Origin of the sequence: Salinibacterium sp. SWN167 (assembly GCF_015864665.1) — a bacterium.
Lineage (GTDB): Bacteria > Actinomycetota > Actinomycetes > Actinomycetales > Microbacteriaceae > Rhodoglobus.
Map to the genome: position 1 here is coordinate 430,484 of NZ_JADYWU010000001.1, position 22,618 is coordinate 453,101.

Genomic DNA, 22,618 nt, shown 5'->3' on the forward strand with positions numbered 1-22,618 from the left:
AGCAATGCACTCGACCGACTCGGCAGACGCGCCGCGAAAAAGTGCGGTGGTCGTCGATGACACCGCACGCTCTCGCGATGCCTCGAGGCCTGGCCGCTTGCAGGGTGCGCTCTTTCAGTCGATCGGTGATGCCGGTCGCGCCGAGCTCGTGGAACGCCGTCTCGCCAGTGCAATTACGGGCGGACACTTGCGAGCGGGAGAGCGTCTTCCCTCTGAGAACGACCTCGCTCGAAGCTTCGGCGTAGCGCCGACGACCGTGCGCGAATCGCTGCTGGCTCTGCGTAGCCAGGGTCTCGTGGTGACTCGTCGCGGTCGCAATGGCGGCAGCTTTGTGGCGGACTCAGCCGACCCCGTAGCGCACGCGCGCACCGCCTTGGCGGCAACATCCCGCGTCGCCCTTCGTGATTTGGGCGCCCACTATGCCGCCATTACCGCGGCGTGCGTTCGCTTGGCTGCGCGCCGAGCGGTGCCCTCCGAGGTGCAGCAAGTGCGCTCGCGCCTGGGGCGGCTCGACGAGTCAGACCTTGAGCAGTGGCGCAGCACCCTCGACGATGCGCAGATCGAACTCGTCGCGCTCAGCCAATCGGCTCGCCTCACACGGGAACAGATGCGATTGCAGGCCGAAATGTCGCCAATGCTTCGCCTGATTGACGTGGATGAGACATCCCGTCGGGCTCAACCGGTGCTGCTGGCCAGTGTGGTGGATGCCGTTGAAGCGGGCGACGACCACGAAGCTGTTGCCGCCACCGAACGCATGGTCGATGCCGTGATCAACGCCCTCATCGATCTTCAGTCCCAATCGCGGTGAAGTAGCGGTGCAGGGCATCTGGTGCATAGGATGCCACGAACAGGATCAGTCAGAGTAGGCGGCACCCGATGTTTACCAGCCAGAGCGCGGCGCAGCGATGACGACAGCAACGAGCACGAGCACAGCAGCTCGCGCGGCGGCCATCGTCTCGCAGTATTTCAGCGCCCCGATTGCCAGCCTCGAAGCCACCGCAACTCTGCTCGGCACCGAGCTCGCGGCATCCGGAAACCTCGGACCGCTCTCGTCTCAGCAGCTTGATGCGCTGGTCGAACCACACGCTCTTGCGACGGTGTCGCTGCCCGATGTGCACATCTACGGCGCCGGGTTTATTGCGGCCGTTGGACTGCTGACGGATGAGCGCAATCACCTGTCGTGGTGGCAGGGCGATGACCCCAAACGCCTGCTTTTAGCCGCGCAATCGGTAAACAAAGAGCACATCGATTACAGCGAACTTGAGTGGTTCCGAGTGCCGATGGAGACCGGCCGTGGCCACGTTGCCGGGCCTTATGTTGACTACCTCTGCAGTGACGAATACACGATCACGATCGCTGCTCCCGTGCACATCGATGGCACGTTTGTCGGCGTCGCTGGCCTCGATTTACTGATCGATTCGGTCGAGCGACAGCTCCTTCCAAAGCTCGCCGAACTCGGCGACAAAGTGACCCTCGTGAACAGCGTTGGTCGCGTCGTTATCTCGACTGACCCGCGTCATGCCACCGGGGATGCCGTGCGTGGTGGTGCCCTCGCTGAGCTCGAGCGCACGGCGTGCGAGGGCGTCGCGCTGGAGATCATCGCTGAATAATTCAGGCGTCGGCGAGAAAGCATCGCTCCGTATCTCTAACGTGTAAGGCGAGCCGCCGTATGCTCTTCGTATGGCGACGACGGGTGCACAGGCGAATTCGCCGGAATCCAATGCGGGAGTACCAATGCGTCTTGCTGCGCTGGAAGATTTGTCCGGTGTCGTGGGCACTCTTGTGGAGGCGTTCGACAGGGACCCGGTGTGGGCTTGGGCGTTTCCCGATCCCCAGTTGCGTGCTGCGCAGCACGCAACTGTCTTTCGGATGACGGTCGCCCACGCCATTGCGAATAACGCCGCCTGGCTCACCGCAGGTTGCGGAGCGGTCGTGACGGCGTTTGGCCCCGGCGTCAGTGAAATGTCCGATTCAGATGCGGAACGGTTCCCGACCGTTCTTCGTGGTTTTCTCGGAGATCACGCCGACGGAGTAAACGGTCTCTTCGAACGCTTCGAGCACGCTCGCCCTGTCGTTACTCCGCACCTCTACATTTCCATGCTCGGCGTTCAAGATCAGGCACGCGGAAACGGAATCGGGATGGCGCTGCTCGCTCGTGTCTTAGCGCAGGCAGATGCTCAAGGAATTGGAACTTATCTAGAGTCCAGCAACGGTGCCAATGACCGACGCTATGAGGCAGCGGGATTCAGGATGCACGGCAGTGTTCCTGTAGCGCCGGGGTTGCCGGCGGTCAACACAATGTGGCGGGATCCGGCCCGAGGCAAATAGGGCATCCCCCCCCGAACGCCGAAACGGCTCCCCGGGTATTGCGGGAAGCCGTTCGAGGGGTACGCGGGTACTTAGGCGGCGGCGGTGGCCAGCTGCTCGGCGCGCACAGTTGCCATACCGCGTGTCCACGCGGTGAGCTGGTCAACCATCGGTTCGAGGGTGCCGGCGTTCTGTTCGGTCGGGGCGAAGACGGTGAAGTTCTCGAAGTCGGTGAACAGCGAGAACATGACCGAGCGCTGCACGTGAGCTACTTGTAGCTCGGAGAGCACCCCGCGCAGGTGCTCGACGGCGCGAACGCCGCCCATGGAGCCGTAGGAGACGAAGCCAGCAGCCTTGTTCTTGAACTCAGCGTTGAGGAACGAGAGTGCGTTCACAAGAACGGGACCAGCGGTGTGGTTGTACTCATGAGCGACGAAGATGAAGCCGTCGAATTCGCTAATCTTGGCTGACCACGCCTTGGTGTGGTCGCTTTGGTAGTTCTGGTACGCGGCGGGGTAGGGCTCGTCGAGCATCGGGAGGTCGAAGTCAGCGATGTTGACGAGTTCGAACTCGGCGTCTTCGCGGGTCGAAACCTGGGCGAGAACCCATTCGGCGACGGACTGGTTAACGCTGCCCGGGCGGCTGGCGCCCGTGATGATCGCAATCTTGGTCATGCTGTATCCCCTTAGGACGAATTTTGTTGACGTGTCACTAAAGATGTTGTCATATCAACAATAAGGTGTCAAACTAAATCTTGCGAGCGATGAAAAGAGGCTGTGATGACGAACGCACAGGAAATGGATGACCGCGAGAACGCCGTGTGGCGTGGTTTCGTGAGCGCAACACAGCAGCTGGCGTCGTCTCTCGACAGGCAGTTGGTTCAGGATGCTCAGCTCTCCGGCCCGGAGCACGTGGTGCTCACGGCGCTTGCCGAGCACGCCCAGCAGTCCGACATTCTCATTCGCGCCCGTGACTTGGGCTTTGCGCTTGGCTGGGACCGCAGCCGTCTCTCACACCTGCTCAAGCGCATGGAGATCCGCGGCCTACTGGAGCGAAAGAGTTGCCCCTCGGATGCTCGTGGCCTGGACCTGCAGATCACCGCCGACGGTCTCGAAGCCGTGCACCAGGCATCATCCGGCTACCTCGAGTTTGTGCGCACGCACTTCTTCGACCTGCTGACCCGCGAGGAGCAGGATGCCCTGGCTTCGGCCAGCGACAAGATCAAGTCCACGCTCGAGCCGCAGTGCGATTCGGCGGTTGCTGCTTCGTAGCGCCGGGCTCGCAACGAAGCGCGGTCAATGCGGCCGGTTCCGCTACTCGAGCGTTTTTTCAGCGGGCTTCTGAGCGTTCATCTGCACGACGCCGGCGAGGGTTACGAACACTGCAATGCCGACGGCGAGCATCGCGACTGTGAGCACCGCGGCGTCGGCGGGCAGCATGGCGCACGCGGACGGGGTGTCGTCATAGTCGCAAGTGCGCCACGGCTGGAGCAGATAAATCACGGATGTGATCGAGCCGATCACGATGATCGCGATTCCCGTAAGGAAGAGCCTCAGCCCTCGTCGTTTGATCTTCACCACCTCACCCTACGGCGCAATGATGAAAATGTCTCGAAAATTAATGCCCACGCGGCCAGGGTGGCCAGCGCGGCTATTCGGGGATCTCGTCGGGCGGTCTCTGGCCAGCGCTAACGGCCAGGGCTATGAGCGCAACCGCTGAAATGGCGAAGACGGCGAATCCCGCAACGGTCGCACCGGCGACCCAGTCCGCAGCCCTGGTCGGGTCCAGTCCTTGCTCTTCGCGAAGCCGATAGTTCACGCCTTCGATCACGGTGAGCGCGACCGCGGTGATGAGTCCGAGGCCACCCACCACGGAAAACCAGACGATGGCGCGCTTCACTGAGTGACACCCTCAGGAGCTAAAGTCGTCGCGTCGTTCGGTTCCGGATGTTGCTCGGTCGACGCAAGCGTCTTCTCAAGAACCTCGAACCGCAGGTCGTCCCGCTGGGGGATCCCGAACCGCTCTTCGCCGTAGGGAAAAGGCTTCGTGATGCCGGTGCGCACGTACCCGCGGCGTTCATAGAACGCGATGAGCTCTTCGCGCACATCGATCACCGTCATCTGCATCACGCTCACTCCCCACTCGCGGGCGGCGAACACTTCGGCCTCCGCGAGTACCAGCTTGCCGACCCCGCCGCCTTGCTGATTCGGGTCGACGGAGAACATCCCGAAGTACCCCGTGCCGTGGTCGTCGGCAACGTGGGCGCAGGCCACGAGCTGGTCGTCACGCTCGGCGAGCAGGATGCTCGACCGCGGCCGAGCGAGGTCGGCTTCCAGCGCTGCGGCATCCAAGCGTGCACCCTCAATCAGGTCAGCTTCGCTCGTCCACCCGGCCCGGCTCTCTTCGCCGCGGTACGCCGCAGTGACGAGCGTCAGCAGTGCCGGGATGTCGTCGCGGGTAGCCGTGCGAAAGTTCAGGGTACTCATCCCAGCATCCTAGGCGCGGTCATCGGCGGTGGAGGTTGGCTGACTGCGCCATCATTGCTGGGCGGGTCGCACTTCCATCGTCTCGGTGTCGCCGCTGGGGATGAAGAGTTCTTGATCTGAGCAGATGGGGCCAGCAATCGTTTCCGTCGCGCCCGACGCGAACGTGGCGCGCACATCATCCGGAATACAGTCGACGCCGAGAAGGACCGTTTCGCCTTCTGCCGCGATAACGAGTTCTTCCGTGCCGGTAGTGATGATCACCTCGTTCGAGCTTTCATTGAGGATGGAGATGCCCTCGCTGCCTCCACTACTGCACGCAGTCAAGACTGCTGTCGTAGCCAGAAGCACTAGCGCGGCCGGGGCCAACCGTGTGCGGTTCCTCATGAGTCTCGTTTCGGCTGGTCATGCGTTGCGAATTCCGCGGTGATGAAGGGAAGGTGCTGGCGGGGGAAGACCGCAGTGACAACACCACCGCTCGGGAGGGTGGCCCCCACGGCGTAAATGAGCGGATCGGGCGCGACCTCAACGCCATCCACTATTCGTCCATCGATAACCACGGTGGTTGGTCGAGTGATTCTTCGTTCTGGCATCGGAGCGCGTCGCTCGCCGTGCTGCTCATCAAGCCCAAGCTCTTTCTGGAACTGATTCATCAGGATGTAATTGGCGTGTTGGGTGAGGAGGGCGCCGACATCGGTGACCTCCGATTCATCACGGTGCCAATGCGTTTGCACGGCTTCCCAAAGTGCGGGGTACCGCATACTTTCGACCTGCTCAATCAGCCAGGCGGGTCGTGGCCAGGGTGGAACTTCCTCGATCGCGCGACGGGTATGTTCGTCGAGGATTTCAAGGTTCACCGGATCGGTTTTGTCCGTAGGGTTGCGCCACAGCGTCGCTGAGACGCTCACGCTCATGGCGGAAAAGCCTGCGCTGTCGGTGGCCGAGTTCACCGCGAGAGAGGTTGACTGCACGGACGATTGTGCGACTAGGCCGATCACCGGAATTGGCATCTGCTTGACCAGCTCCTCGTGCTGCATGCGCGGGTCGGGTGCGTCTGCGGGGATGACGCCGGTGAAGTGCATGGTCTTATCGTGCGCCCCGCGGCAAGAAATGACAACTGCTCGACAGGGCTATCGAGGTGCGAGGTGCTCCCGCGGTGAGAGCGCTAGCTTTCTAGCGAAGTGTGCCCCACTAATGCCATAGAAGTATCAGTTGGGCGCTCTAACCGATACTTCCGTGGCATTAGCGCGATGCCTCGTGACGCGCAGCCGCCACATTTGCTCGTTAGTCGGAAGATGTAGCCGAGGGCTGCTTCAGGCCGAGGAACGGGCTGAAGGCATCGGCGTACTCATCGCTCTGCCCGGTCCGCACAACCGTGGCACCGTAGCTGAAGCTAATGCTGGCCAACGGCCAATCGAATTCCTCGGCGTCCTGCGCAGAATCGCCCGTCGGGTCTAACGCAAGATCGTCGATCTTAATGAAAACCCATTGAACGCCGTCGGTCGCAGTTCCGGTCCACCGCCAGCACTCGTCACCGGCGTCGGCGCACCATTCGGGCACATCGTCGAGCACGAAGTTGCCGAGCCCCGCATCCTGCGTGACTTGGCTGGCAGCGTCGAGAACCCGCTGCCACTCGTTCGGCTCAGGGACGCTGTCTGAGGTGAAATCGCAACAGTTGACCGTAATGAGCATCGATTCTCCACCGTAGCCATTGCCCGACTGGGGATACCAGTTCTTGTCGGCGAACCAGTCCTGTTCGGGTTCGCTGGATGTCAGAGCGAGCCCGGACGAGTCGGTGATCACCATGCGCAGCTGCTCGACCAGTTCACGAGCGCCGGATTCCAACTCAGCCTGATCCGGATACTCGAGCAGCTTTTCTCCGTCGTTTCCTTCGTGCGCGGGATAGTTGACCCAATCGACCGTGACCTCAGTGCCCGTCGCGTCGGTGTAGGTGGTCGTGGGGGAAGGCTCGAAGCCAAGAATGCTGCACCCGCTGAGGAGAAGAGAAAGAGCGGCGAGGAGCACGGCATGGGTTCGCATAGCCTCAGTCTCGCACGACGGTGAGGGGTTGCTGGCTTAATCTCAACTTTCCTCGCGGCCATAATGGGTCAATGCCGATCCTCAACAAAGACATGACGTTGTGTATCTCGCTCGCCGCACGACCCTCGAACCTCGGCACGCGATTTCACAATTATCTCTACGAAGAGCTCGGCCTGAACTTCATCTACAAAGCGTTCACGACGAGCAACATCGAGGATGCTATCGCCGGAGTCCGCGGCCTGGGCATCCGGGGCTGTTCCGTGTCGATGCCGTTCAAAGAGGCAGTGCTTGAGCTTGTGGATGTTGTCGAGCACTCGGCCGCAGCGATCGAGTCGGTGAACACGATCGTGAACAATGACGGCGTGCTCACGGCATCCAACACGGACTATGAGGCCGTGGCCGACCTAATCGCCCGCCACCAGCTCGACCCGAGTGTGTCGGTGCTGGTTCGCGGATCGGGTGGCATGGCCAAAGCGGTCGTCGCAGCCTTCCACGGTGCCGGCTTTGCTGACGTGACCGTGCTCGCGCGCAACGTCGAGGCGGGCGAAGCGATCGCCGCGAAGTATGGCTACCGCGCCGTGAGCGTCGACCCGCAGCCGGGCCACGCGGTGATCGTCAACGTGACCCCGCTCGGGATGGCGGGAGACGCCGCCGACGAACTCGTGTTCACGCCTGACCACATTCGCGCCGCGCAGACGGTGTTCGATGTGGTGGCGTTCCCGGCCGAGACACCGCTCATTCGGGCCGCTCGGGATGCCGGAAAGCTCGTCATCACGGGTGCCGAAGTCATCGCACTCCAAGCCGCGGCGCAGTTCGTTCGCTACACCGGCGTCACGCTGGCGCCCGAGCAGATCGCGCGTGCTTCGGCGTTCTCGCGGGAGTAGGGCTCGTTCTGAGGCTGGCCCGCTACACTCTTCCCTCGTCGATGGCCCAATTTCGTAATACATTAAACGTATGAGTACAGGTGAGTCGGTAAACGGAGTTCCCGTCACGGAGGAGCAGATCGCTGCATGGGCGGCTGGAGCGGAGGCCGGGTATGACGTCGCCAAGCTGAAAGAGCGTGGACGTGGCCGCCCCGGACGAGGTGCCGAGCCTTCGCAGGTTGTGGCGCTTCGGCTCACTCCAGATGAACTTGCCGCGATCGACGCCCGCGCGGCACTCGAACACAAGACGCGGTCGGAGGCTATCCGCGACGCGCTCACCTCGTACGTCGCGTGAAAGTTCACGATTCGGCGCTCAAGCACGGTGTTCGTCCGGAAGACTCAGTCCACGCCGCGACATGGGCGCTCTGGATCGAAGACCTTGATGATGATTCGCCTGCGCGCATGTTCCGAAGCGTCGGGGCCTGACCGCTACGCCCGGGTTCGTGTCTGCACACTGGTGCGAATGTCGCCGGTTTCGATGTTCTGTCGGACCAATTCCTGCCGCATCTGTTGGAATACGGGCGCCACGCCTGTGGGGTCTGCGATCGTCAGAATCGCGGCGAACTGGACACCGGATTCGGGGGGATCCTCATCGAACCGTGGCAGGTAGTCAACTGCAAGCTTCCAATTCGACGAGAAGCCGACACCGGTCATTCGTCTGTGGAACGACTTGACTACCTGCCATTTAAGGGCTTCGTCTATAAGTTCTTTCTCTGCGTGCGGATCTCCCAAGCCGTCACGAGGAGCGTTCACTGGATACAGGCGGTTGCGGAAGCCTCCATCTCGTTGCTGCTGCATCAATCGGGCTCCTACGTTCATTCGGACACGCTCGGCGCCGTGCTCATAAGCGAGCAGCGGTCTGGCGACGACGGTGAGCCGCGCATCCCCACGGCACTTTCCGCCGCGAACGAGGGCCTCGGGCCAGACAAACTCAAGTTCTGCGTCCTCTTTCGGACGCAAAATGCTATTCACTACGAGGGTGATCTCGGAGTCCGCTCGCTGCAGCATTTCTTCGGCAGAGATGGGCACTCCGAATCCGACAAGATCTCGTGCCACACGCTTAAAGTCCTTGTGGCCGAAAAGTTCCGGTGTCCGTGCGTAGTGCACGAGGAGGGCGAGGAGCACCTCCCTTGAAACGTCACCGTCGATGAGTGAGTCAAGGTCGGCAAGCGCGCGCGCGACAAGAGGTGCCGCGTAGCTCGTGCCGGCTTCTGCGATGAGCGTGCCAAATTCGTCCACAGATATTAGTCCAGACCCTTCTGCCGGGGTAGGAGACCCCGAGCCACCGACGTGTCCAAAATCTGGCTTGATCGCGCCCTTGAGCCCGGGGCCTCGCTTGCTATAACGTGCCAGAGCAAAAGGAACTTGATTGTCGAGACCTGGCGGGTTGAGGGCGGACACGGAAACGTTGTAAAGACTCTCACCTGGTTCGGCGAGGACCGCTGAAGTGTCGCTCACTAGGCTGGCGAGCGCCGTTGTGTGGTCTGACGACCACTCGGTTCGAAACTGCGCTGAGGACAAATTGCCCGCTGAGATCACAACGATCACGTCATAAGTGGCGGAAATGTAGTCGAGGCGACGAGCGACGTATCCGTAGCGGTCTCGCTCACCTGGGGCAGTGAAGTTCATGCTGAAGTTAAAAACTCGGACCCCATGGTTTCGGCGAAAGTCTTCGATGGCAGCTTCGATCTCGTCCATGAAGTCCGGAATACCGCCGGGATAGTAGCCGTCAAACGGCAAGCCGGTTTGCGCGGGATCGTCGGGCAGCACATCGATGTCGAAGATTCGGCAACCGTGGGGTTGGTTGATGTACCAATTGAGTGTTCCAGCGGCAATGAGCAGTCCGGCGATAAAGCTGCCATGCTTGAGTTCGCGATCCTGTTCGGCAAGCTGCCCCCAGCGGGCCCCGATCCACGGACCAGCTGTATCGCTGACACCACCGTCGATTATTCCGACGGCCGAAGCTGGTTCCGACTGGTCGCGTTCGAAAATCGCTACGGGAGCAGAGCGCCCGAGGGGGAATGATGACGAGGCCGATGGTGTGACAATCGGTGGAAGAACAATCTGGCGGACCATCGGATTAGCTTCTATGGCTCTCAGCGCTTTGTGGTGAACCATCGGCTCAAAACTGACGACGCTGCCTGCGGTTTGAAAGCGTTCGAGTCTCCTGTCTGTGTCAGATTGCTCGAACGTTAGCGCTCCGGCATCTCCATCCGCCGTCACTCGCGTGTGCAAAACGAGGGATCCGGCTTTGCCGAGCATCTCGGCACTCACGCCAACAGCAATGAGGGACGAACGAAGTTCTGATAGCGCGAAGTCTTGGGCTTCGGCGAGAGTCCGATCATGGGTAGCGCTGGAACGACGAAACAGTTCGACTAAGTAAGCGCCGCCTGTACCGGGCCGGCTTACCCATGCCGCGCCGGTCTCCGCGCTGAAGGCCCGCTTGTTTTCATCGGACCACAAAGTGATCGACTCGACTGCGGATGTCTCGCATCGGTTTCGGCTGGGGGCCGGTCGCAACCGACCAGTGGTATCTTTCCGCATCTCTACGACTGCCTCAGCCTCTTCAATCGCGCTCAGGACGAGTCGAAGCGCTGTTGGGGTCGCCGCGAAAATCGGTTCACCTATGTCTGCGGTCGCCACGTGCGGAGTCCAACGGGAGCGGAAGATTTTCTTCTGGGGCCGATGTGACTTTGCCGTCGCTCGAGGTGCCATCGTGACTATGACGTGCCCGAGGCCGAGTCCTTCAGCATCGAGCGCCGCAATTATTTCTCTGATGGACTCCAGTAATGATTCTCGATGTGCAACAAACTCTTTGTCGCGACCAAGGAAAAAATCTCGCCCGTTACCCACCGGAGGCGTGCGCTCACGGTCAATATTTATCGCCCGTGGGTTTAAGACGATCTGTACGGGTTCATTTGCCATCGCTCGGACCCTCACCTATCGAGTCGCTTAGACGTCGTTGAATCGTCTTCGTGCTGCACTTGAAAAGCTGCGCCAGCTCGGCGTGACTGAAAAGCCCGTCAGCGGTGGCGAGCTCTACGGTTAGAGGTGCTTCATCGAGCTGGATCTGGCGCCTACGATCAGACTCGACGCGAATTGAAGTAGATTGCGCTACTTGCAGCGCTGTTTCGATGGGCGCAGATTCAGGATCATCGCGGAGCAGCCGACGTTTGCGGTACTTCATGGCCATCGTTTGAACTTCGGCTCCGGAAGCACCGTCACAGAGCCAGGCGATGAGTTTAGCCTCAGCGGCAAGTCCGTCATCGAGTAGCCTGTCTGCGATCACAATCCGTTGCTCAAGGCCTGGTAGCGGGACCGCAAGTTGCACCTCAAATCGACGCCATATCGCGGGGTCGAGAAGCATTTCGTGGTTTGTGAGGCCGATGGTGATTCCTTTTCCTTCCCTCCCGTCCATGTTCTGGAGAAGCGCGTTCACTACGCGTTTAATTTCTCCGACTTCGTTTGGGTCGTCGCGGAGTTTGGCGATCGCGTCGAACTCGTCCAGCACGAGTACGCACTCGTACCGGTTCGCAAAGTCAAATAGTGAGCCAAGGTTCCGAGCGGTGTTGCCGAGGAAAGAACTGATCAATCCATCCAAGCGAGCGACGACTACGGGAAGCTGCAATTGCTGGGCTAGCCACATCGCTACGGTGGTCTTCCCTGTGCCTGGCGCGCCGTAGATTAGAAGCGATTGCGATGGATTCAAGCCGGCGTTGAGCAACTCGTCGGACTTTGCCCATTCACGCACAAGAGCATCAATATTTTCTTGCAACGATGCAGGAAAAAGTGGCAGTCTCGCATCGAGCACCTCCGGCATGTAGACGGTGGCGAGTGGGGCAGCCGAGTCTTTATCGACGGGAACGCGGACGCTCGAAGTCATGCGTTCCCCGAGAGAAACGGCGCTTCGCCTAATTCGGCTTGGCGCGAGAGAAGCCGACCGCTCGCGATTGTTTAGCATTTTCACCAATGCGGCGGCGTCACGCTCATCGCCCGCATCTGACATTGCTGTGGCAAGCCGTTCGATTTGATGGCGCAGCGGGTCGCTATCGTGCGCTAAAGCGACACGGAGGAGAGATTTTAGGATAGAAAAGTGCTGCATATGGACATCTTAGCCTCGTGCTCGGACAATTTTGGGCAGATCGCGGACAGTATGAATTGGCGCAGACGTTCTTGTGACTCATGGCGCTGTTCCGCTCGCCAGCGTCGTGTTCTGAGGGTTCGCCCAAACAGCTGTTAGAAATGTGGTGTGGCTACTGGCCAGGGGCTCCCTGCCGGTTTTCTGCTGATGGCGGATTCGCCGCCCGGAGCGGTCGTAGGTTTGGCTTGCGCGCACGGCCTGAAAACACGGACAACCCTTACCGTTGGGGCATGGCAAAAACTTTATACTCCATGGGCACTATGAGCGCAGTTGAGGCATGGAGAGAGATTCGCTCTATTCGTGCGGAACTGACCGGCTCGTTAGGTACTATATTGCGTGCGGATCGCTCCCGACGGGACGAGTTTCATATGGCGTTGGAACAAGGTCAACAGCAATTCGCCGCTGCGCCACTAATTGGCTATGAGAGCCGAGCGCTCAACCTTTTCTATGGGCTTTCGCAAGCGGGCCGCGCCATCGCTGCTGGCTCGAAAAGCCTTGGGAGTGCCGCAGGCGAACAATGGCAGGGAAGTGGTCATGGGATCAAGTTCAGCGTGGGCCTACAAAAGGGCCTGTGGGACGCACCAATAAATTTGCAAACTAATCATCGCGATCTGTTTTCACGCGTTTCGCTCGCAACGGACTCGCCTCATAAGTTTGACTCCATCACGTTTGGCGCACTAGTCAACCAGCTGGTCGACTATACGATGGCGTTTCGTGAGCCAGAGGGCTATCCACGGCCTTTGCATGACGTGCGAGTGTACGGCGCCTCGACTTCGTTCCCGGTCGATATCGAGGTGGCAGTCCCCGGTTCAGTGGCCGGAAGACGGATGAATGCCGGCGAAGTTGGCGCGTTGTTTGGGAAATATCCCGCACTGGCGCCTTTCAGTGCGAGTCCCGTGGGCGACGAGATCCGGTGGAGCCACAATGAAGGGTATTGCCTCGTGACTGTTCCGAGTCGAGAGTCTTTTCTGGAAGAAACCCACGGAACGCTAATTTTGAAAGGTTCAACTGTCTATCGAGGCAGCAATGTGCTTCTGCCGTGTGCGGCAGCTGGCTGCGGGCCGCTCCGCCCCCTGATGGCGTGGTGGCTCGTATTGTATGCCCTCTCGATGCTCGCAAGGTACACCCCGAGTAAATGGATGGAGACGCTGTCGTTGGCGCAAAGCCCAGTTGCGTCGAAGGTCGAGTTCATCTTGGACACGGCCATGGAAGCGGTCCCCGAGCTCCTTGTCGACGAGATGGAGCGGCTTCGAACCTAACCCGCCGCAAGGGGGTTCTGTGGCTTATGTGGAGCATCCGACAAATGGACGCTGAGAACCTGGTGTCATTGCTGCGAAACCTTTTTGAGAGCGGGAGACCCTAAGTGCGGGGGCGGGATTTGAAGCCCGCCCCCAGAGCTACAAGGGCTCGATTGTGATGGTGATTCCAGTTACAGTGGCGGTGATAGTAACGCGGAAGCCTGCCGTCATCGGGTTCTCCTTTCAATTGGCGTGCCCCCTCCTGTCTTCGCGGACGAGGGGGTATTTGCTTGACGGTCATACTCTCCCCGTTCAAGGCCTAATTAGCAAAGAAATCTATGGGCATTATCGGCGGCGTATGGTTACTGTTTGAGCGGTACTAGTTTACGTTTGGTGCGGCATCTGAATTCTTTTTTGGCGGAGCCTTAACGCGGCTCCTGCGGTAGGTTAAAGGGAAGTAATTCTTATACCCCATGGATACCTGTTACCCCCGGACCCCATGCTTCTCCGCTGAGGTCGTCAACTACTTCGACGGAGCACTGTATGGACGTACCCTCTGAGGCTATCGAAGCGCTAGATCGTGCCACGGCGAAGTCGAGGCGCAAGTCAAGCGTCTACTTCCCGATCGCTTACGTGAAGCTGGGAGATGGAGCTCCGATGGCAGCCCGGCTCTTTCGGTCGGACGGACTCCGACTGAAGCTTCACATGACGCTTGCGATGCAGGCTACGAAAGCTCCATATACGATGCCGAATCGTCCTACTCGATCTCTTGCTCGGTTAATGAACTTGCCCGCCGGCACCGGTCCACGGCGGGTCAAAGAAGCGATCAGGCTGCTTTTTGCAGAAAATCTGATTACAACTTCGCCCTTGGCGGATGGCAAAGAAGGTCTGCTTCTTCTGCACCCGGATGGTTCAGGTAAAGAATGGGACGGCAATGGCACCCGGTGGATTGGCGTTCCGCTCGCGCTTTGGTCGAATGCTTGGATTCTCAAGCTAAGCGGTCGCGCTCTCGTCGTATTGCTCGCGCTGCTCGAACTCAACGGTGGTTCGAAACATCCAGATGGTGAATTAATGGATGGCCACCGGAAAAAGCAGTATGGGCTCTCGGACGACACTTGGACTCGAGCCACTCAAGAGCTCGAACGTTATGGGCTACTCCGAACTACCAAAGTCCGTTGGGGGGATGATGATTATGAGATTCGGCAGCGAAAGCGATATTTCATCATTCGAGAAAAGCTTGAAGTCACCCCTGACTGGAGCGTTGAATGACCTTCGCGCAATTCGACTGTAACTTTAAACTCGTTGAATTCTAGAAAATCGGTGCCGTCGGGCCTCTTGTGTGCGCGACGAGAAGCGTGGCTATCCCAGTGAGAGCCGCAACCTGCCTCAAGAATTTGTGGCTCGTCCTCGGCCCCGCGAGCGTCGCGCTCAGGCGATTTCTTGACCGCGGCCCCACGGCTACCCGCGCACCGACACCGTCACCGTGAACTTGCTGTTGCGTCCCGCTTGGCGGGTGGGGCCGACGGTGCGGTTCAGGTAGTCGCGATACCCGAGGTGGGTGTTGAAGACGACCCACAGTTCGCCGCCGGGTTTGAGCACGCGGCGGGCGTCAGCCAGCATCCGCAACGCAACGCCCGCATGCACGGTGGCGCCGGTGTGGAAGGGCGGATTGCACACAATCAGATCAGCACTGGCCGTCGGCCGTTCGGCGAGGGCGTCTTCGCGCGCGGCCTCAACGTGCGCTCCGACTCCGTTCGCGTCGGCCGTTTCGCGGGTCGATGCCACAGCGGCAATGGACTGGTCAACGGCAACCACGTGCAGGTCGGGGCGGGCCAGGGCGAGCGAGACGGCGAGAACTCCGGTGCCGCTGCCGAGGTCGACGGCGGTGGCAGCATCCGGTTTCATCTCGGGCAGGAACGTCATGAGAAAGCGGGTGCCGATGTCGAGGGTGGCCCCGGCGAAAGCGCCACCGTGGGCGCTGACCGTGAGCTCATCGACGGGAAGCTCGGGTTCGCGGAGCACCGACGTCGTCGGGTAGCGAGCCTCGGTACCGTCACGTCGCGGGCCGAGCGACGTGAGCGTGCGTGACTTCTGGCGGGCACGACCGGCGTTCACGTCATCGAAGGAACGGCCGAGTACCTCATTCATCGCCAACGTCATGTGCTTGATGCGGCCGCCCGAAATCACGACCACGTCGGGCGACGCGAAGCGGGCAATGGCCTGAGCCCACTCATCCAACTCGGCCAAGCTGCGCGGCAATTGCATCAGCACCAAACGGGCGCCCGACAGCAGCTCGGCGCCCAAGGTGTGTGACGTGTAGTGCGGGGCAAGGTCACCCGCGTTCTCGGCTAGGGCCAACTCCGAAACCAACGAATCCTGAAACACGCGGATGCCGCGGCAGTCGTGCAACGAAACAGCGCCCAGCGTGAGTGCCCCATAGTTGTCACCCATCACGACGAGCTCACCGGGTTGGATGTCGGCCAACTGCGGAGCGGCCTCATCAAGAATCAGACGGTCGCTGGCGTCCACCGCAAAAAGGTTAGGGGCTTCCACGTCGGGCCAACGTCGCAGAGTGGCGAACAAGTGCTCAGACATGGGGACTCTTTCGGTGGCGCGGCACCGCAAACAACGTGTGCGGCGGAGCCTCAAGCGTAGCCGAGCGCCTTGAGCCAGCCCGGCTCGCAGAAGTGAGCGACCCCAGCGCACCGCAGGCCGAGCCCATTAACCCAGAAAGCGAGCAGCCCCGGCACTAGGTGGGGCCACTCGCTCACGGGAATCTAGTTGTAGCCGCGCGTGATGTGGGGCTCGTCAATGCACAGAGGGCATTCCTCGAGATGCGCCGACGGGGTGCAGTTGCACATTAGCTGTTGGGAACGAGCGTGTACTTAGTAGAGAGGTACTCGTGGATGCCTTCCGAGCCGCCTTCGCGACCGATGCCGGACTGCTTCACACCACCGAAGGGTGCTGCCGCGTTGGAGAGCACGCCCACGTTGAGGCCCATCATGCCGGTGTCGAGGGCGTCGATCATCCGGTTTCCGCGAGCAAGGCTTTCGGTGAACACATACGAGACGAGGCCATATTCGGTGTCGTTCGCGAGGCGCACGCCTTCGGCTTCGTCGGTGAACTCCACGATAGAGACAACCGGTCCGAAGATTTCTTCGCGCAGGATGTCGCTGTCGGCGGGAACGTGGGAGACGATCGTGGGCTCGTAGAAGCTTCCATCGCCTTCAACGCGCTTGCCGCCGGAGACGAGAGTCGCGCCGCGCTTCACGGCATCTTGAACCAGTTCGTCGGCCTTGTCCACGGCCTTGTCGTTGATGAGCGGGCCGATGTTGACGCCGTCTTCGGTGCCGCGACCGATCTTCATGTCGGCAACGCGAGCAGCAACCTTCTCGGCGAACTCGGCGGCAACCGAGCTGTGCACGATGAAGCGGTTGGCGGCGGTGCAGGCCTGGCCGATGTTGCGGAACTTGGCCGCGATCGCGCCGTCTACGGCCTTGTCGAGGTCAGCGTCATCAAAGACGACGAACGGGGCGTTGCCGCCGAGTTCCATCGAGGTGCGCAGAACGTTTTCGGAAGCCTGCTTGATGAGCGCCTTGCCGACGGGGGTGGAGCCGGTGAACGACAGCTTGCGAAGGCGCGAGTCCGCGATGATCGGCTCGGAGACTTCAGAGGAGCTCGAGGTCGTGACGATGTTGAGCACGCCTGCCGGCAGCCCGGCCTCTTCGAACAGCTTCGCCAAGAACAGAGTGCTGAGCGGAGTGAGCGCGGCGGGCTTCACGACAACCGTGCAACCAGCGGCCAGAGCGGGCGCAATCTTGCGGGTCGCCATCGCGAGCGGGAAGTTCCACGGCGTAATAAGGAAGCACGGGCCAACCGGACGCTGCGACACGATCATGCGACCGGTGCCCTCGGGGGTGTTGCCGAAGCGACCCGAGATGCGCACGGCCTCTTCGCTGAACCAGCGCAAGAACTCGCCGCCGTAAGTGACCTCACCGTTGGCCTCAGCGAGAGGCTTGCCCATCTCGAGCGTCATGAGCAGAGCGATGTCGTCGCGGTGCTCCTGCACGAGGTCGAAGGTGCGACGCAGAATCTCGCCACGCTCGCGAGCGGGAGTCGCAGCCCAGGCGTCCTGCGCAGCAACGGCCGCGTCGAGCGCCCGCATGCCGTCTTCAGCCGAGGCATCCGAAATGGTGCGGATGACCTTGCCCGTAGCGGGGTCGGTCACGTCGAGAGTTTTGCTGCCTGTTGCGGCAACCCACTCACCGCCGATGAAGAGCTGGTTCGGCACGGCTTCGAGAAGCTGGGTTTCGGTGGAGTTCGTCATGCGGTGTGCACCTTTCGTGGTGGGAAATCTGCGAGTCAGTCAAACAGCGCTAGCTGAACTTCGGCTTGGCGCCGCATGGGCGGGCACTGAGCGCGCGCTCAGTGCCCGCTGCGGTGAATCAGGCGTTGGCGAGAGCGTCGCGCACGACGTCGAGGCCGTCGGCGATGAGCTCGTCAGAGATCGAGAGCGGTGGGAGGAAGCGGATGACGTTGCCATAGGTTCCGCAGGTCAGCACGACAACGCCGGCGGCGTGCGCTGCAGCCGCGACCTTCGACGTGAGGGCGGCGTCGGGCTCTTTCGTGGTGGGGTCAACGAGTTCCATGGCGATCATGGCGCCACGGCCACGAACATCTCCGATGCGCGGGTCGCCGGCGCGGAGGCCGTTGAGGCGGCCACGGAAGGCGGTTCCGATTTCGCGGGCACGCTCGATGGCGCCCGACTCTTCGAAGGTGCGGATGGTGGCGAGCGCCGCGGCACAGGCGATGGGGTTTCCACCGTAGGTTCCGCCGAGTCCGCCGACGTGGGCGGCATCCATGACATCGGCCCGGCCGGTGACAGCCGAAAGCGGGAGGCCGCCGGCGATGCCCTTGGCCGTGACGATGATGTCGGGAACGAGGTTCTCGTGGTTCGAGGCGAAGAGGTCTCCCGTGCGGGCGAAGCCGGTCTGCACTTCATCAGCGATGAAGATCACGTTGTTGGCGGTGGCCCAGTCGGCGAGTGCCGGGAGGAATCCGGGGGCCGGCTCGATGAAGCCACCTTCGCCCTGGATGGGCTCGATGATGATCGCGGCGAGGTTGCTGGCGCCGACCTGCTTCTCGATCTGCAGGATGGCGCGGGCTGCGGCATCCTCGCCACTGATTCCGCCATCGCGGAACGGGTACGACATCGGTGCACGGTACAGCTCGGGGGCGAAGGGACCGAAGCCGCTCTTGTAGGGCATCGACTTGGCGGTGAGACCCATCGTGAGGTTGGTGCGGCCGTGGTAGGCGTGGTCGAAGGCAACGACGGCCTGCTTGCCGGTGAAGTAGCGGGCGATCTTGATGGCGTTCTCGACAGCTTCGGAGCCCGAGTTGAACAGCGCGGTGCGCTTCTCGTGCGTGCCGGGGGTGATCTCGTTGAGCTTCTCAGCGACCTCGATGTAGCCCTCGTAGCCATTGATCATGAAGCACGTGTGGGTGAACTGGGCGACCTGAGCGGTCACGGCTTCGACAACGGCAGGGGCCGAGTTGCCGACACCGGTCACCGCGATGCCGGAACCGAAGTCGATGAGGGTGTTGCCGTCGATGTCGCGAAGCACGCCACCACCGGCAGCTTCGACGAAGACCGGAAGGGTGATGCCGATCGCGGAGGGCACAGCCTGCTTCTTGCGCTCCAGCATTTCCTGCGAGCGGGGGCCGGGAATGGCGGTGACGAGTTCGCGCTTCTGCGGAAGCGAGGGGCCGCCGAGCGGGGCCGTGGGGGTGGAAGAAGTAGACATGGCCACCGGGATCCAATCTGTGGAGATGACCCGCACGCGTCGAGGGCGCGCGGGTCGTGCGAAAACGTTGGGTTCAACCTAGTGGCCGGATGCTCGGCGCAACAGTCACAGAGTGGCAGCTTGGGCGGCGATTGCTGACAGAATGGCAGCAGGAGGATTGCCATGCCCACACCCCTCAGCGAGATCATCGCGACCGAGCGTCTCGCGCTGCGCCCGCTCACCGATTCGACGACCTTCGAGCGCTCCGTCACGTGGGTGCACAACTCCGACCTCAACGACCCGACGCCATTCGTGTCGGAGGGTCAGTTGCTGCTCACGACCGGTCGCCAATTCGTCGATAACGCCGACTCGACAGCCGAGGCCGACTTCGATTCCTACGTCGCCCGGCTCGTGGCCGCCGGCGTCGCCGCCATCGGTTTCGGCACCGAAGTAATCACCCACGGAGTGCCCGCCGGCCTCGTCGCCGCCTGCGCCACGGCCGGCTTGCCGCTCTTCGAAGTGCCGTACCGCATCCCGTTCATCGCCATCAGCCGACTCGTCGCCGACAACGAAGCGGAACAAGCGCGCGCCGGCTTCGACCGCGCGCTCGCCGCCCAAAACGACATCGCTCGCGCCGCCGTCGGCAAAGGCCGCCTTGCCGCCGCTGCCGCCGTCGCCGCTGAACGACTCGGCTGCCGCGTCTGGATTTTTGACGCCGACGGCGAGCTCGTGAGCGAACCCGGCGACAGCCCCAAGCCGACACGATCGGCGGATGCCGCCCCCGGTATCCACGCGGCCGTCACCGATCTGCTGGGTCGGGCTCGTCGCGCGCGCGTCGCCGACGGCGCTGCTGGCGAGTTTCGCGTCGTGCAGACTCTCGGCTCCACCGGGAGGCTGTGTGGCGCTATCGCGTGGGTTCGCGACACCGAATTTGGGGCGCTCGAGCGTTCGGTCATGACGGTGTTGGCGGCGCTCGCCGAGGTGTCGCTCGAGCAGACCGAGAATTTGCGGGTGGGGCATCGGGCGATTCTGGAGCAGTTGTTCCAGCTGCTGAAGGATGGCCGGGTCGACAGCGTGCGGCGGGCGGTGCGGGTGGCGGGCATCGAGTTGCCGGCTGACCGATTCGCGGTCGCGGCCCTCGATCTCAGCGAGACGAGTGCGAGCGTGCGTGACGTGCTCGAGCGGCGGGCGGCGCGCTCAGACAGTCACATTTTCGCGGTGGCGGATGGGCGGCACTTGCTCGTGCTGATCGATGCCAAGCAGCTCGCCGCCGAACGTCGATTCTTTGCCGCGAGCGATCTCACCGTCGGTCTCTCGGCCGAGGTTGGCTGGCCCGAGCTCACGGTCGCGATCACCCAGGCCGTGCGCTCGCTCGAAGCATCACCGCCGGCCACGGTCACCGAGTTCGCGAGTCTCGTCGGCGAGAGTTTCTTCGGCCTGCTGGCGTCGAGCTCGGTCGCCGATATCGCTCACGCCCGGCTCGCGAGCGTCATCGAATCCACCGAGGGCCTCGGGCTGCTGCGGTTCGCGCAGGTGTGGCTGCGGCACAACGGTCAGTGGGATCCCGCGGCACGCGAGTTGGGCATCCATCGGCATGGTTTGAAGACGCGGATGCAGCGGCTCTCGGAGCTCACCAATCTGAGCCTCGACACCTTCCAGGGCCGGGCCGAATTATGGGCGATGTTGGCGGCGATTGACCTCGGCGAGACCGGCTCCTAAGCGCGGCCGAGCTGGCTCCCACTCGGCCCCCGATTTGTCCGCCGCGCCAGCACCTCAAATCAACCTCGAAAAACTCTGACTTCCAATTTTCAGGATTTCGGATGTAGCCTACGAACAATTCACGGCGACGTCGCCGGACCTTTTCGAGCAGCGAGGAACCTCTCATGAAGACTTTTCAACTGATCAATCCCTACACCGGCGAAGAGGGCACCGCATACCCCGCCGCGAGTGATGAAGTCATAGAGCAGACCGTCGCGGCAGCGCACTCTGAATACAACGGCGGAATGAACCGTGATCAGGTAAAAGAGCGTGCCGCAATCGTCACGCGCATCGCCGATTTGCTCGCCGAGCGCTCCGCCGAATTCGGCGAAATTATCGTTCGCGAAATGGGCAAGCCGCTCGCTCAGGCAGTCGGCGAAGTCGAGTTCTCGGCCGACATTTTCCGGTACTTCGCCGACAACGCCGAAGAGTTCCTCGCCGACGAGCAAATTCCGTCCGGAGCCGGTACCGCGTGGATTCGTAAGAGCCCGATCGGCCCCGTCCTGGGCATCATGCCGTGGAACTTTCCGATCTACCAGATCGCTCGCTTTGCGGGCCCCAGCATCATTCTCGGCAACCCCGTTTTGGTCAAGCCGGCGCAGCAGTGCCCCGAGTCCTCGGCGGCGCTTGAAGCCCTCATTCACGAAGCCGGATTGCCGGTCGGCGGCTACCAAAATGTACTCGCTGACAACGACCAAATCGCCAAGATGATTGACGACCCGCGCATCCAGGGAATCTCCCTGACGGGTTCCGAGCGTGCCGGTGCCATCGTGGGTGCCGCCGCCGGCGCGAACCTCAAGAAGAGCGTGCTCGAATTGGGCGGTTCTGACCCCTTCATCCTCATGTCGACCGACGACATGGATGCCACGGTCGAAGCTGCTGTCGCCGCCCGCGTCGACAACAACGGCCAGGCCTGCAACGGTGCCAAGCGCTTCGTCATCATCGACTCGCTCTACGAAGAGTTCGCCGAGAAATTCAGCGCCGCCATGGGAGCGATCACCGTGGGTGACCCCATGGATGAGAGCACCGAGCTCGGCCCGATGTGTTCAGTCGCCGCCGCCAAGGGGCTCGAAGAGCAGGTAGCCGAAGCGGTCGCCGCTGGTGCCACATTGCGCGTCGGAACCGGCAAGCGCGACGGCACCAAGTTCGCTCCCGCCGTGCTCGAAAACATCAGCCCCGAGAACCCCGCCTACATCACGGAGTTCTTCGGACCGGTCGCTCAGCTGCACCGCGTCAGCAGCGAAGAAGAAGCCATCACGCTCGCCAACGCGACGCCGTTCGGGCTCGGTTCGTACGTCTTCACGACGGATGCCGACCAGGCCGACCGCCTCGCTGACGGTATTGACGCGGGCATGGTCTACATCAACGAGGTCGGGGCGGATGCTCCCGAGTTGCCCTTCGGTGGAGTCAAGAACTCCGGCACCGGTCGCGAACTCGGTGCCCACGGCATCGACGAGTTCATGAACCGCAAGCTGGTTAAGCGCCCGTAATTACTGCGTAAAAAGCCCCGGCCGCACTGCATTGAGCAGTCGCGACCGGGGCTTTTTGCGTGCATTCTTGATCAGGGCGTCTCGGCTGAGTACGCTCTGCACCCTCCGCAATTGCACGGGCGCCAGTAACGTGCCGACGCTCAATCCGCCCTAATCGATCGGGAAAAGAACGACGATAAGAACCGCCATGAGGATAAGAGCGAGGGCCCCGACCGCGGCCATCACCCCGACCCACAGAGGGGCTTTCACTTGATCCTTTTCTCGTCGTGCTCGAAGGAAAATGCCCACTATTGCTATTAGGGCTATGAAAAGTACGGCTGCGAAGCCGAGCAGTACCTGAGTTGACATGGCTCCCGCCGTGAGAATTGTGCCGTTGAGCGCTGAGAAACAGACCCGTTGTGAGCTCCAAGTTACGTGGTCCATCCGCCACAGGAAATACGTGGACGTTACGCCAA

General features: G+C 61.6%; 22 protein-coding genes. 10 read left to right on the forward strand and 12 right to left on the reverse strand.

Translation table 11 applies throughout. The features are described 5' to 3' along the window. Positions 1 to 4: 4 nt before the first annotated feature. The 3 genes from I6E60_RS02045 (at position 5) to I6E60_RS02055 (ending at position 2,328) form a co-directional block, all read left to right on the forward strand. Positions 5 to 808, forward strand: coding sequence for a FadR/GntR family transcriptional regulator (locus tag I6E60_RS02045; RefSeq protein WP_197178619.1), 804 nt, complete (start codon positions 5 to 7; stop codon positions 806 to 808). 97 nt (positions 809 to 905) lie between these two features. After that, positions 906 to 1,610 (forward strand): cache domain-containing protein, encoded by a 705-nt coding sequence (locus tag I6E60_RS02050; protein ID WP_197122556.1) that lies wholly within the window; start codon positions 906 to 908, stop codon positions 1,608 to 1,610. A 70-nt stretch (positions 1,611 to 1,680) separates the two neighbouring features. Continuing rightward, entirely contained in the window at positions 1,681 to 2,328 is a 648-nt protein-coding gene (locus I6E60_RS02055; RefSeq protein ID WP_197178620.1) for an N-acetyltransferase, read from the forward strand. A 71-nt stretch (positions 2,329 to 2,399) separates the two neighbouring features. Here the strand turns inward: I6E60_RS02055 and I6E60_RS02060 are convergent, their stop codons facing one another. Continuing rightward, entirely contained in the window at positions 2,400 to 2,981 is a 582-nt protein-coding gene (locus I6E60_RS02060; RefSeq protein ID WP_197122560.1) for an NADPH-dependent FMN reductase, read from the reverse strand. Positions 2,982 to 3,086: 105 nt separating this feature from the next. On the opposite strand from I6E60_RS02060, the gene I6E60_RS02065 reads away from it, so the two are divergent. Next, positions 3,087 to 3,578: a MarR family winged helix-turn-helix transcriptional regulator gene (locus I6E60_RS02065; protein ID WP_197178622.1), complete on the forward strand. Its 492-nt coding sequence runs from the start codon at positions 3,087 to 3,089 to the stop codon at positions 3,576 to 3,578. Between the two features lie 42 nt (positions 3,579 to 3,620). Here the strand turns inward: I6E60_RS02065 and I6E60_RS02070 are convergent, their stop codons facing one another. From I6E60_RS02070 to I6E60_RS02095, 6 genes are all read right to left on the reverse strand, one after another. Further along, positions 3,621 to 3,884, reverse strand: a complete 264-nt coding sequence (locus I6E60_RS02070; RefSeq protein WP_307841769.1) for a hypothetical protein — start codon at positions 3,882 to 3,884, stop codon at positions 3,621 to 3,623. Between the two features lie 73 nt (positions 3,885 to 3,957). Then, positions 3,958 to 4,206: a hypothetical protein gene (locus I6E60_RS02075; protein ID WP_197178624.1), complete on the reverse strand. Its 249-nt coding sequence runs from the start codon at positions 4,204 to 4,206 to the stop codon at positions 3,958 to 3,960. Beyond that, positions 4,203 to 4,793 (reverse strand): GNAT family N-acetyltransferase, encoded by a 591-nt coding sequence (locus tag I6E60_RS02080; RefSeq protein ID WP_231601100.1) that lies wholly within the window; start codon positions 4,791 to 4,793, stop codon positions 4,203 to 4,205. Before I6E60_RS02080 ends, I6E60_RS02075 begins: the two co-directional genes overlap by 4 nt. A 51-nt stretch (positions 4,794 to 4,844) precedes the next feature. Then, positions 4,845 to 5,177, reverse strand: a complete 333-nt coding sequence (locus I6E60_RS02085; protein ID WP_197178626.1) for a hypothetical protein — start codon at positions 5,175 to 5,177, stop codon at positions 4,845 to 4,847. Continuing rightward, complete coding sequence (locus I6E60_RS02090; RefSeq protein ID WP_197178629.1) at positions 5,174 to 5,872, reverse strand: hypothetical protein; 699 nt, start codon at positions 5,870 to 5,872, stop codon at positions 5,174 to 5,176. The genes I6E60_RS02085 and I6E60_RS02090 overlap by 4 nt, the downstream gene beginning before the upstream one ends. Positions 5,873 to 6,074: 202 nt before the next feature. Then, the gene (locus I6E60_RS02095; RefSeq protein ID WP_197178631.1) at positions 6,075 to 6,830 is read right to left on the reverse strand and encodes a hypothetical protein; all 756 of its coding nucleotides are present in this window, start codon (positions 6,828 to 6,830) and stop codon (positions 6,075 to 6,077) included. Positions 6,831 to 6,901: 71 nt separating this feature from the next. Here I6E60_RS02095 and I6E60_RS02100 point away from each other — a divergent pair, with 71 nt between their 5' ends. Together I6E60_RS02100 and I6E60_RS02105 are read left to right on the forward strand one after the other, a co-directional pair. Further along, a complete protein-coding gene (locus I6E60_RS02100; RefSeq protein ID WP_197178641.1) occupies positions 6,902 to 7,714 on the forward strand; it encodes a shikimate 5-dehydrogenase in 813 nt (270 codons plus the stop codon). A 70-nt stretch (positions 7,715 to 7,784) separates the two neighbouring features. Then, complete coding sequence (locus tag I6E60_RS02105; RefSeq protein ID WP_197178643.1) at positions 7,785 to 8,048, forward strand: ribbon-helix-helix domain-containing protein; 264 nt, start codon at positions 7,785 to 7,787, stop codon at positions 8,046 to 8,048. A 134-nt stretch (positions 8,049 to 8,182) separates the two neighbouring features. Here I6E60_RS02105 and I6E60_RS02110 read toward each other — a convergent pair whose 3' ends face one another. Further along, entirely contained in the window at positions 8,183 to 10,216 is a 2,034-nt protein-coding gene (locus I6E60_RS02110; RefSeq protein ID WP_197178644.1) for a S8 family serine peptidase, read from the reverse strand. 451 nt (positions 10,217 to 10,667) lie between these two features. After that, complete coding sequence (locus tag I6E60_RS02115) at positions 10,668 to 11,636, reverse strand: AAA family ATPase (RefSeq protein ID WP_197178645.1); 969 nt, start codon at positions 11,634 to 11,636, stop codon at positions 10,668 to 10,670. A gap of 488 nt (positions 11,637 to 12,124) precedes the next feature. On the opposite strand from I6E60_RS02115, the gene I6E60_RS02120 reads away from it, so the two are divergent. Next, positions 12,125 to 13,153: a YaaC family protein gene (locus tag I6E60_RS02120; RefSeq protein WP_197178646.1), complete on the forward strand. Its 1,029-nt coding sequence runs from the start codon at positions 12,125 to 12,127 to the stop codon at positions 13,151 to 13,153. Positions 13,154 to 13,912: 759 nt separating this feature from the next. Beyond that, complete coding sequence (locus tag I6E60_RS02125) at positions 13,913 to 14,401, forward strand: hypothetical protein (protein WP_197178647.1); 489 nt, start codon at positions 13,913 to 13,915, stop codon at positions 14,399 to 14,401. A gap of 189 nt (positions 14,402 to 14,590) precedes the next feature. Here the strand turns inward: I6E60_RS02125 and I6E60_RS02130 are convergent, their stop codons facing one another. The 3 genes from I6E60_RS02130 to gabT form a co-directional block, all read right to left on the reverse strand. After that, positions 14,591 to 15,727 carry a class I SAM-dependent methyltransferase gene (locus I6E60_RS02130; RefSeq protein ID WP_197178648.1) on the reverse strand — a complete coding sequence of 379 codons (1,137 nt, stop codon included), beginning with the start codon at positions 15,725 to 15,727 and terminating at the stop codon, positions 14,591 to 14,593. A 265-nt stretch (positions 15,728 to 15,992) separates the two neighbouring features. Further along, complete coding sequence (locus I6E60_RS02135) at positions 15,993 to 17,459, reverse strand: NAD-dependent succinate-semialdehyde dehydrogenase (RefSeq protein ID WP_197178649.1); 1,467 nt, start codon at positions 17,457 to 17,459, stop codon at positions 15,993 to 15,995. A gap of 118 nt (positions 17,460 to 17,577) precedes the next feature. After that, positions 17,578 to 18,936, reverse strand: coding sequence for a 4-aminobutyrate--2-oxoglutarate transaminase (gene gabT / locus I6E60_RS02140; protein ID WP_197178652.1), 1,359 nt, complete (start codon positions 18,934 to 18,936; stop codon positions 17,578 to 17,580). A 162-nt stretch (positions 18,937 to 19,098) separates the two neighbouring features. Here gabT and I6E60_RS02145 point away from each other — a divergent pair, with 162 nt between their 5' ends. Together I6E60_RS02145 and I6E60_RS02150 are read left to right on the forward strand one after the other, a co-directional pair. Then, positions 19,099 to 20,634 carry a PucR family transcriptional regulator gene (locus tag I6E60_RS02145; RefSeq protein ID WP_197178653.1) on the forward strand — a complete coding sequence of 512 codons (1,536 nt, stop codon included), beginning with the start codon at positions 19,099 to 19,101 and terminating at the stop codon, positions 20,632 to 20,634. Positions 20,635 to 20,798: 164 nt separating this feature from the next. Continuing rightward, positions 20,799 to 22,163, forward strand: coding sequence for an NAD-dependent succinate-semialdehyde dehydrogenase (locus I6E60_RS02150; protein ID WP_197178656.1), 1,365 nt, complete (start codon positions 20,799 to 20,801; stop codon positions 22,161 to 22,163). Positions 22,164 to 22,618: the final 455 nt, after the last annotated feature.

Bases quoted from the DNA above. Each gene is read 5' to 3' on its own strand.
- I6E60_RS02045 (WP_197178619.1), top strand. From the start codon at position 5: ATGCACTCGACCGACTCGGCAGACGCGCCGCGAAAAAGTGCGGTGGTC.
- I6E60_RS02050 (WP_197122556.1), top strand. From the start codon at position 906: ATGACGACAGCAACGAGCACGAGCACAGCAGCTCGCGCGGCGGCCATC.
- I6E60_RS02055 (WP_197178620.1), top strand. From the start codon at position 1,681: ATGGCGACGACGGGTGCACAGGCGAATTCGCCGGAATCCAATGCGGGA.
- I6E60_RS02060 (WP_197122560.1), bottom strand. From the start codon at position 2,981: ATGACCAAGATTGCGATCATCACGGGCGCCAGCCGCCCGGGCAGCGTT.
- I6E60_RS02065 (WP_197178622.1), top strand. From the start codon at position 3,087: ATGACGAACGCACAGGAAATGGATGACCGCGAGAACGCCGTGTGGCGT.
- I6E60_RS02080 (WP_231601100.1), bottom strand. From the start codon at position 4,793: ATGAGTACCCTGAACTTTCGCACGGCTACCCGCGACGACATCCCGGCA.
- I6E60_RS02085 (WP_197178626.1), bottom strand. From the start codon at position 5,177: ATGAGGAACCGCACACGGTTGGCCCCGGCCGCGCTAGTGCTTCTGGCT.
- I6E60_RS02090 (WP_197178629.1), bottom strand. From the start codon at position 5,872: ATGCACTTCACCGGCGTCATCCCCGCAGACGCACCCGACCCGCGCATG.
- I6E60_RS02095 (WP_197178631.1), bottom strand. From the start codon at position 6,830: ATGCGAACCCATGCCGTGCTCCTCGCCGCTCTTTCTCTTCTCCTCAGC.
- I6E60_RS02100 (WP_197178641.1), top strand. From the start codon at position 6,902: ATGCCGATCCTCAACAAAGACATGACGTTGTGTATCTCGCTCGCCGCA.
- I6E60_RS02105 (WP_197178643.1), top strand. From the start codon at position 7,785: ATGAGTACAGGTGAGTCGGTAAACGGAGTTCCCGTCACGGAGGAGCAG.
- I6E60_RS02115 (WP_197178645.1), bottom strand. From the start codon at position 11,636: ATGACTTCGAGCGTCCGCGTTCCCGTCGATAAAGACTCGGCTGCCCCA.
- I6E60_RS02120 (WP_197178646.1), top strand. From the start codon at position 12,125: ATGGCAAAAACTTTATACTCCATGGGCACTATGAGCGCAGTTGAGGCA.
- I6E60_RS02125 (WP_197178647.1), top strand. From the start codon at position 13,913: ATGAACTTGCCCGCCGGCACCGGTCCACGGCGGGTCAAAGAAGCGATC.
- I6E60_RS02130 (WP_197178648.1), bottom strand. From the start codon at position 15,727: ATGTCTGAGCACTTGTTCGCCACTCTGCGACGTTGGCCCGACGTGGAA.
- I6E60_RS02135 (WP_197178649.1), bottom strand. From the start codon at position 17,459: ATGACGAACTCCACCGAAACCCAGCTTCTCGAAGCCGTGCCGAACCAG.
- gabT (WP_197178652.1), bottom strand. From the start codon at position 18,936: ATGTCTACTTCTTCCACCCCCACGGCCCCGCTCGGCGGCCCCTCGCTT.
- I6E60_RS02145 (WP_197178653.1), top strand. From the start codon at position 19,099: ATGCCCACACCCCTCAGCGAGATCATCGCGACCGAGCGTCTCGCGCTG.
- I6E60_RS02150 (WP_197178656.1), top strand. From the start codon at position 20,799: ATGAAGACTTTTCAACTGATCAATCCCTACACCGGCGAAGAGGGCACC.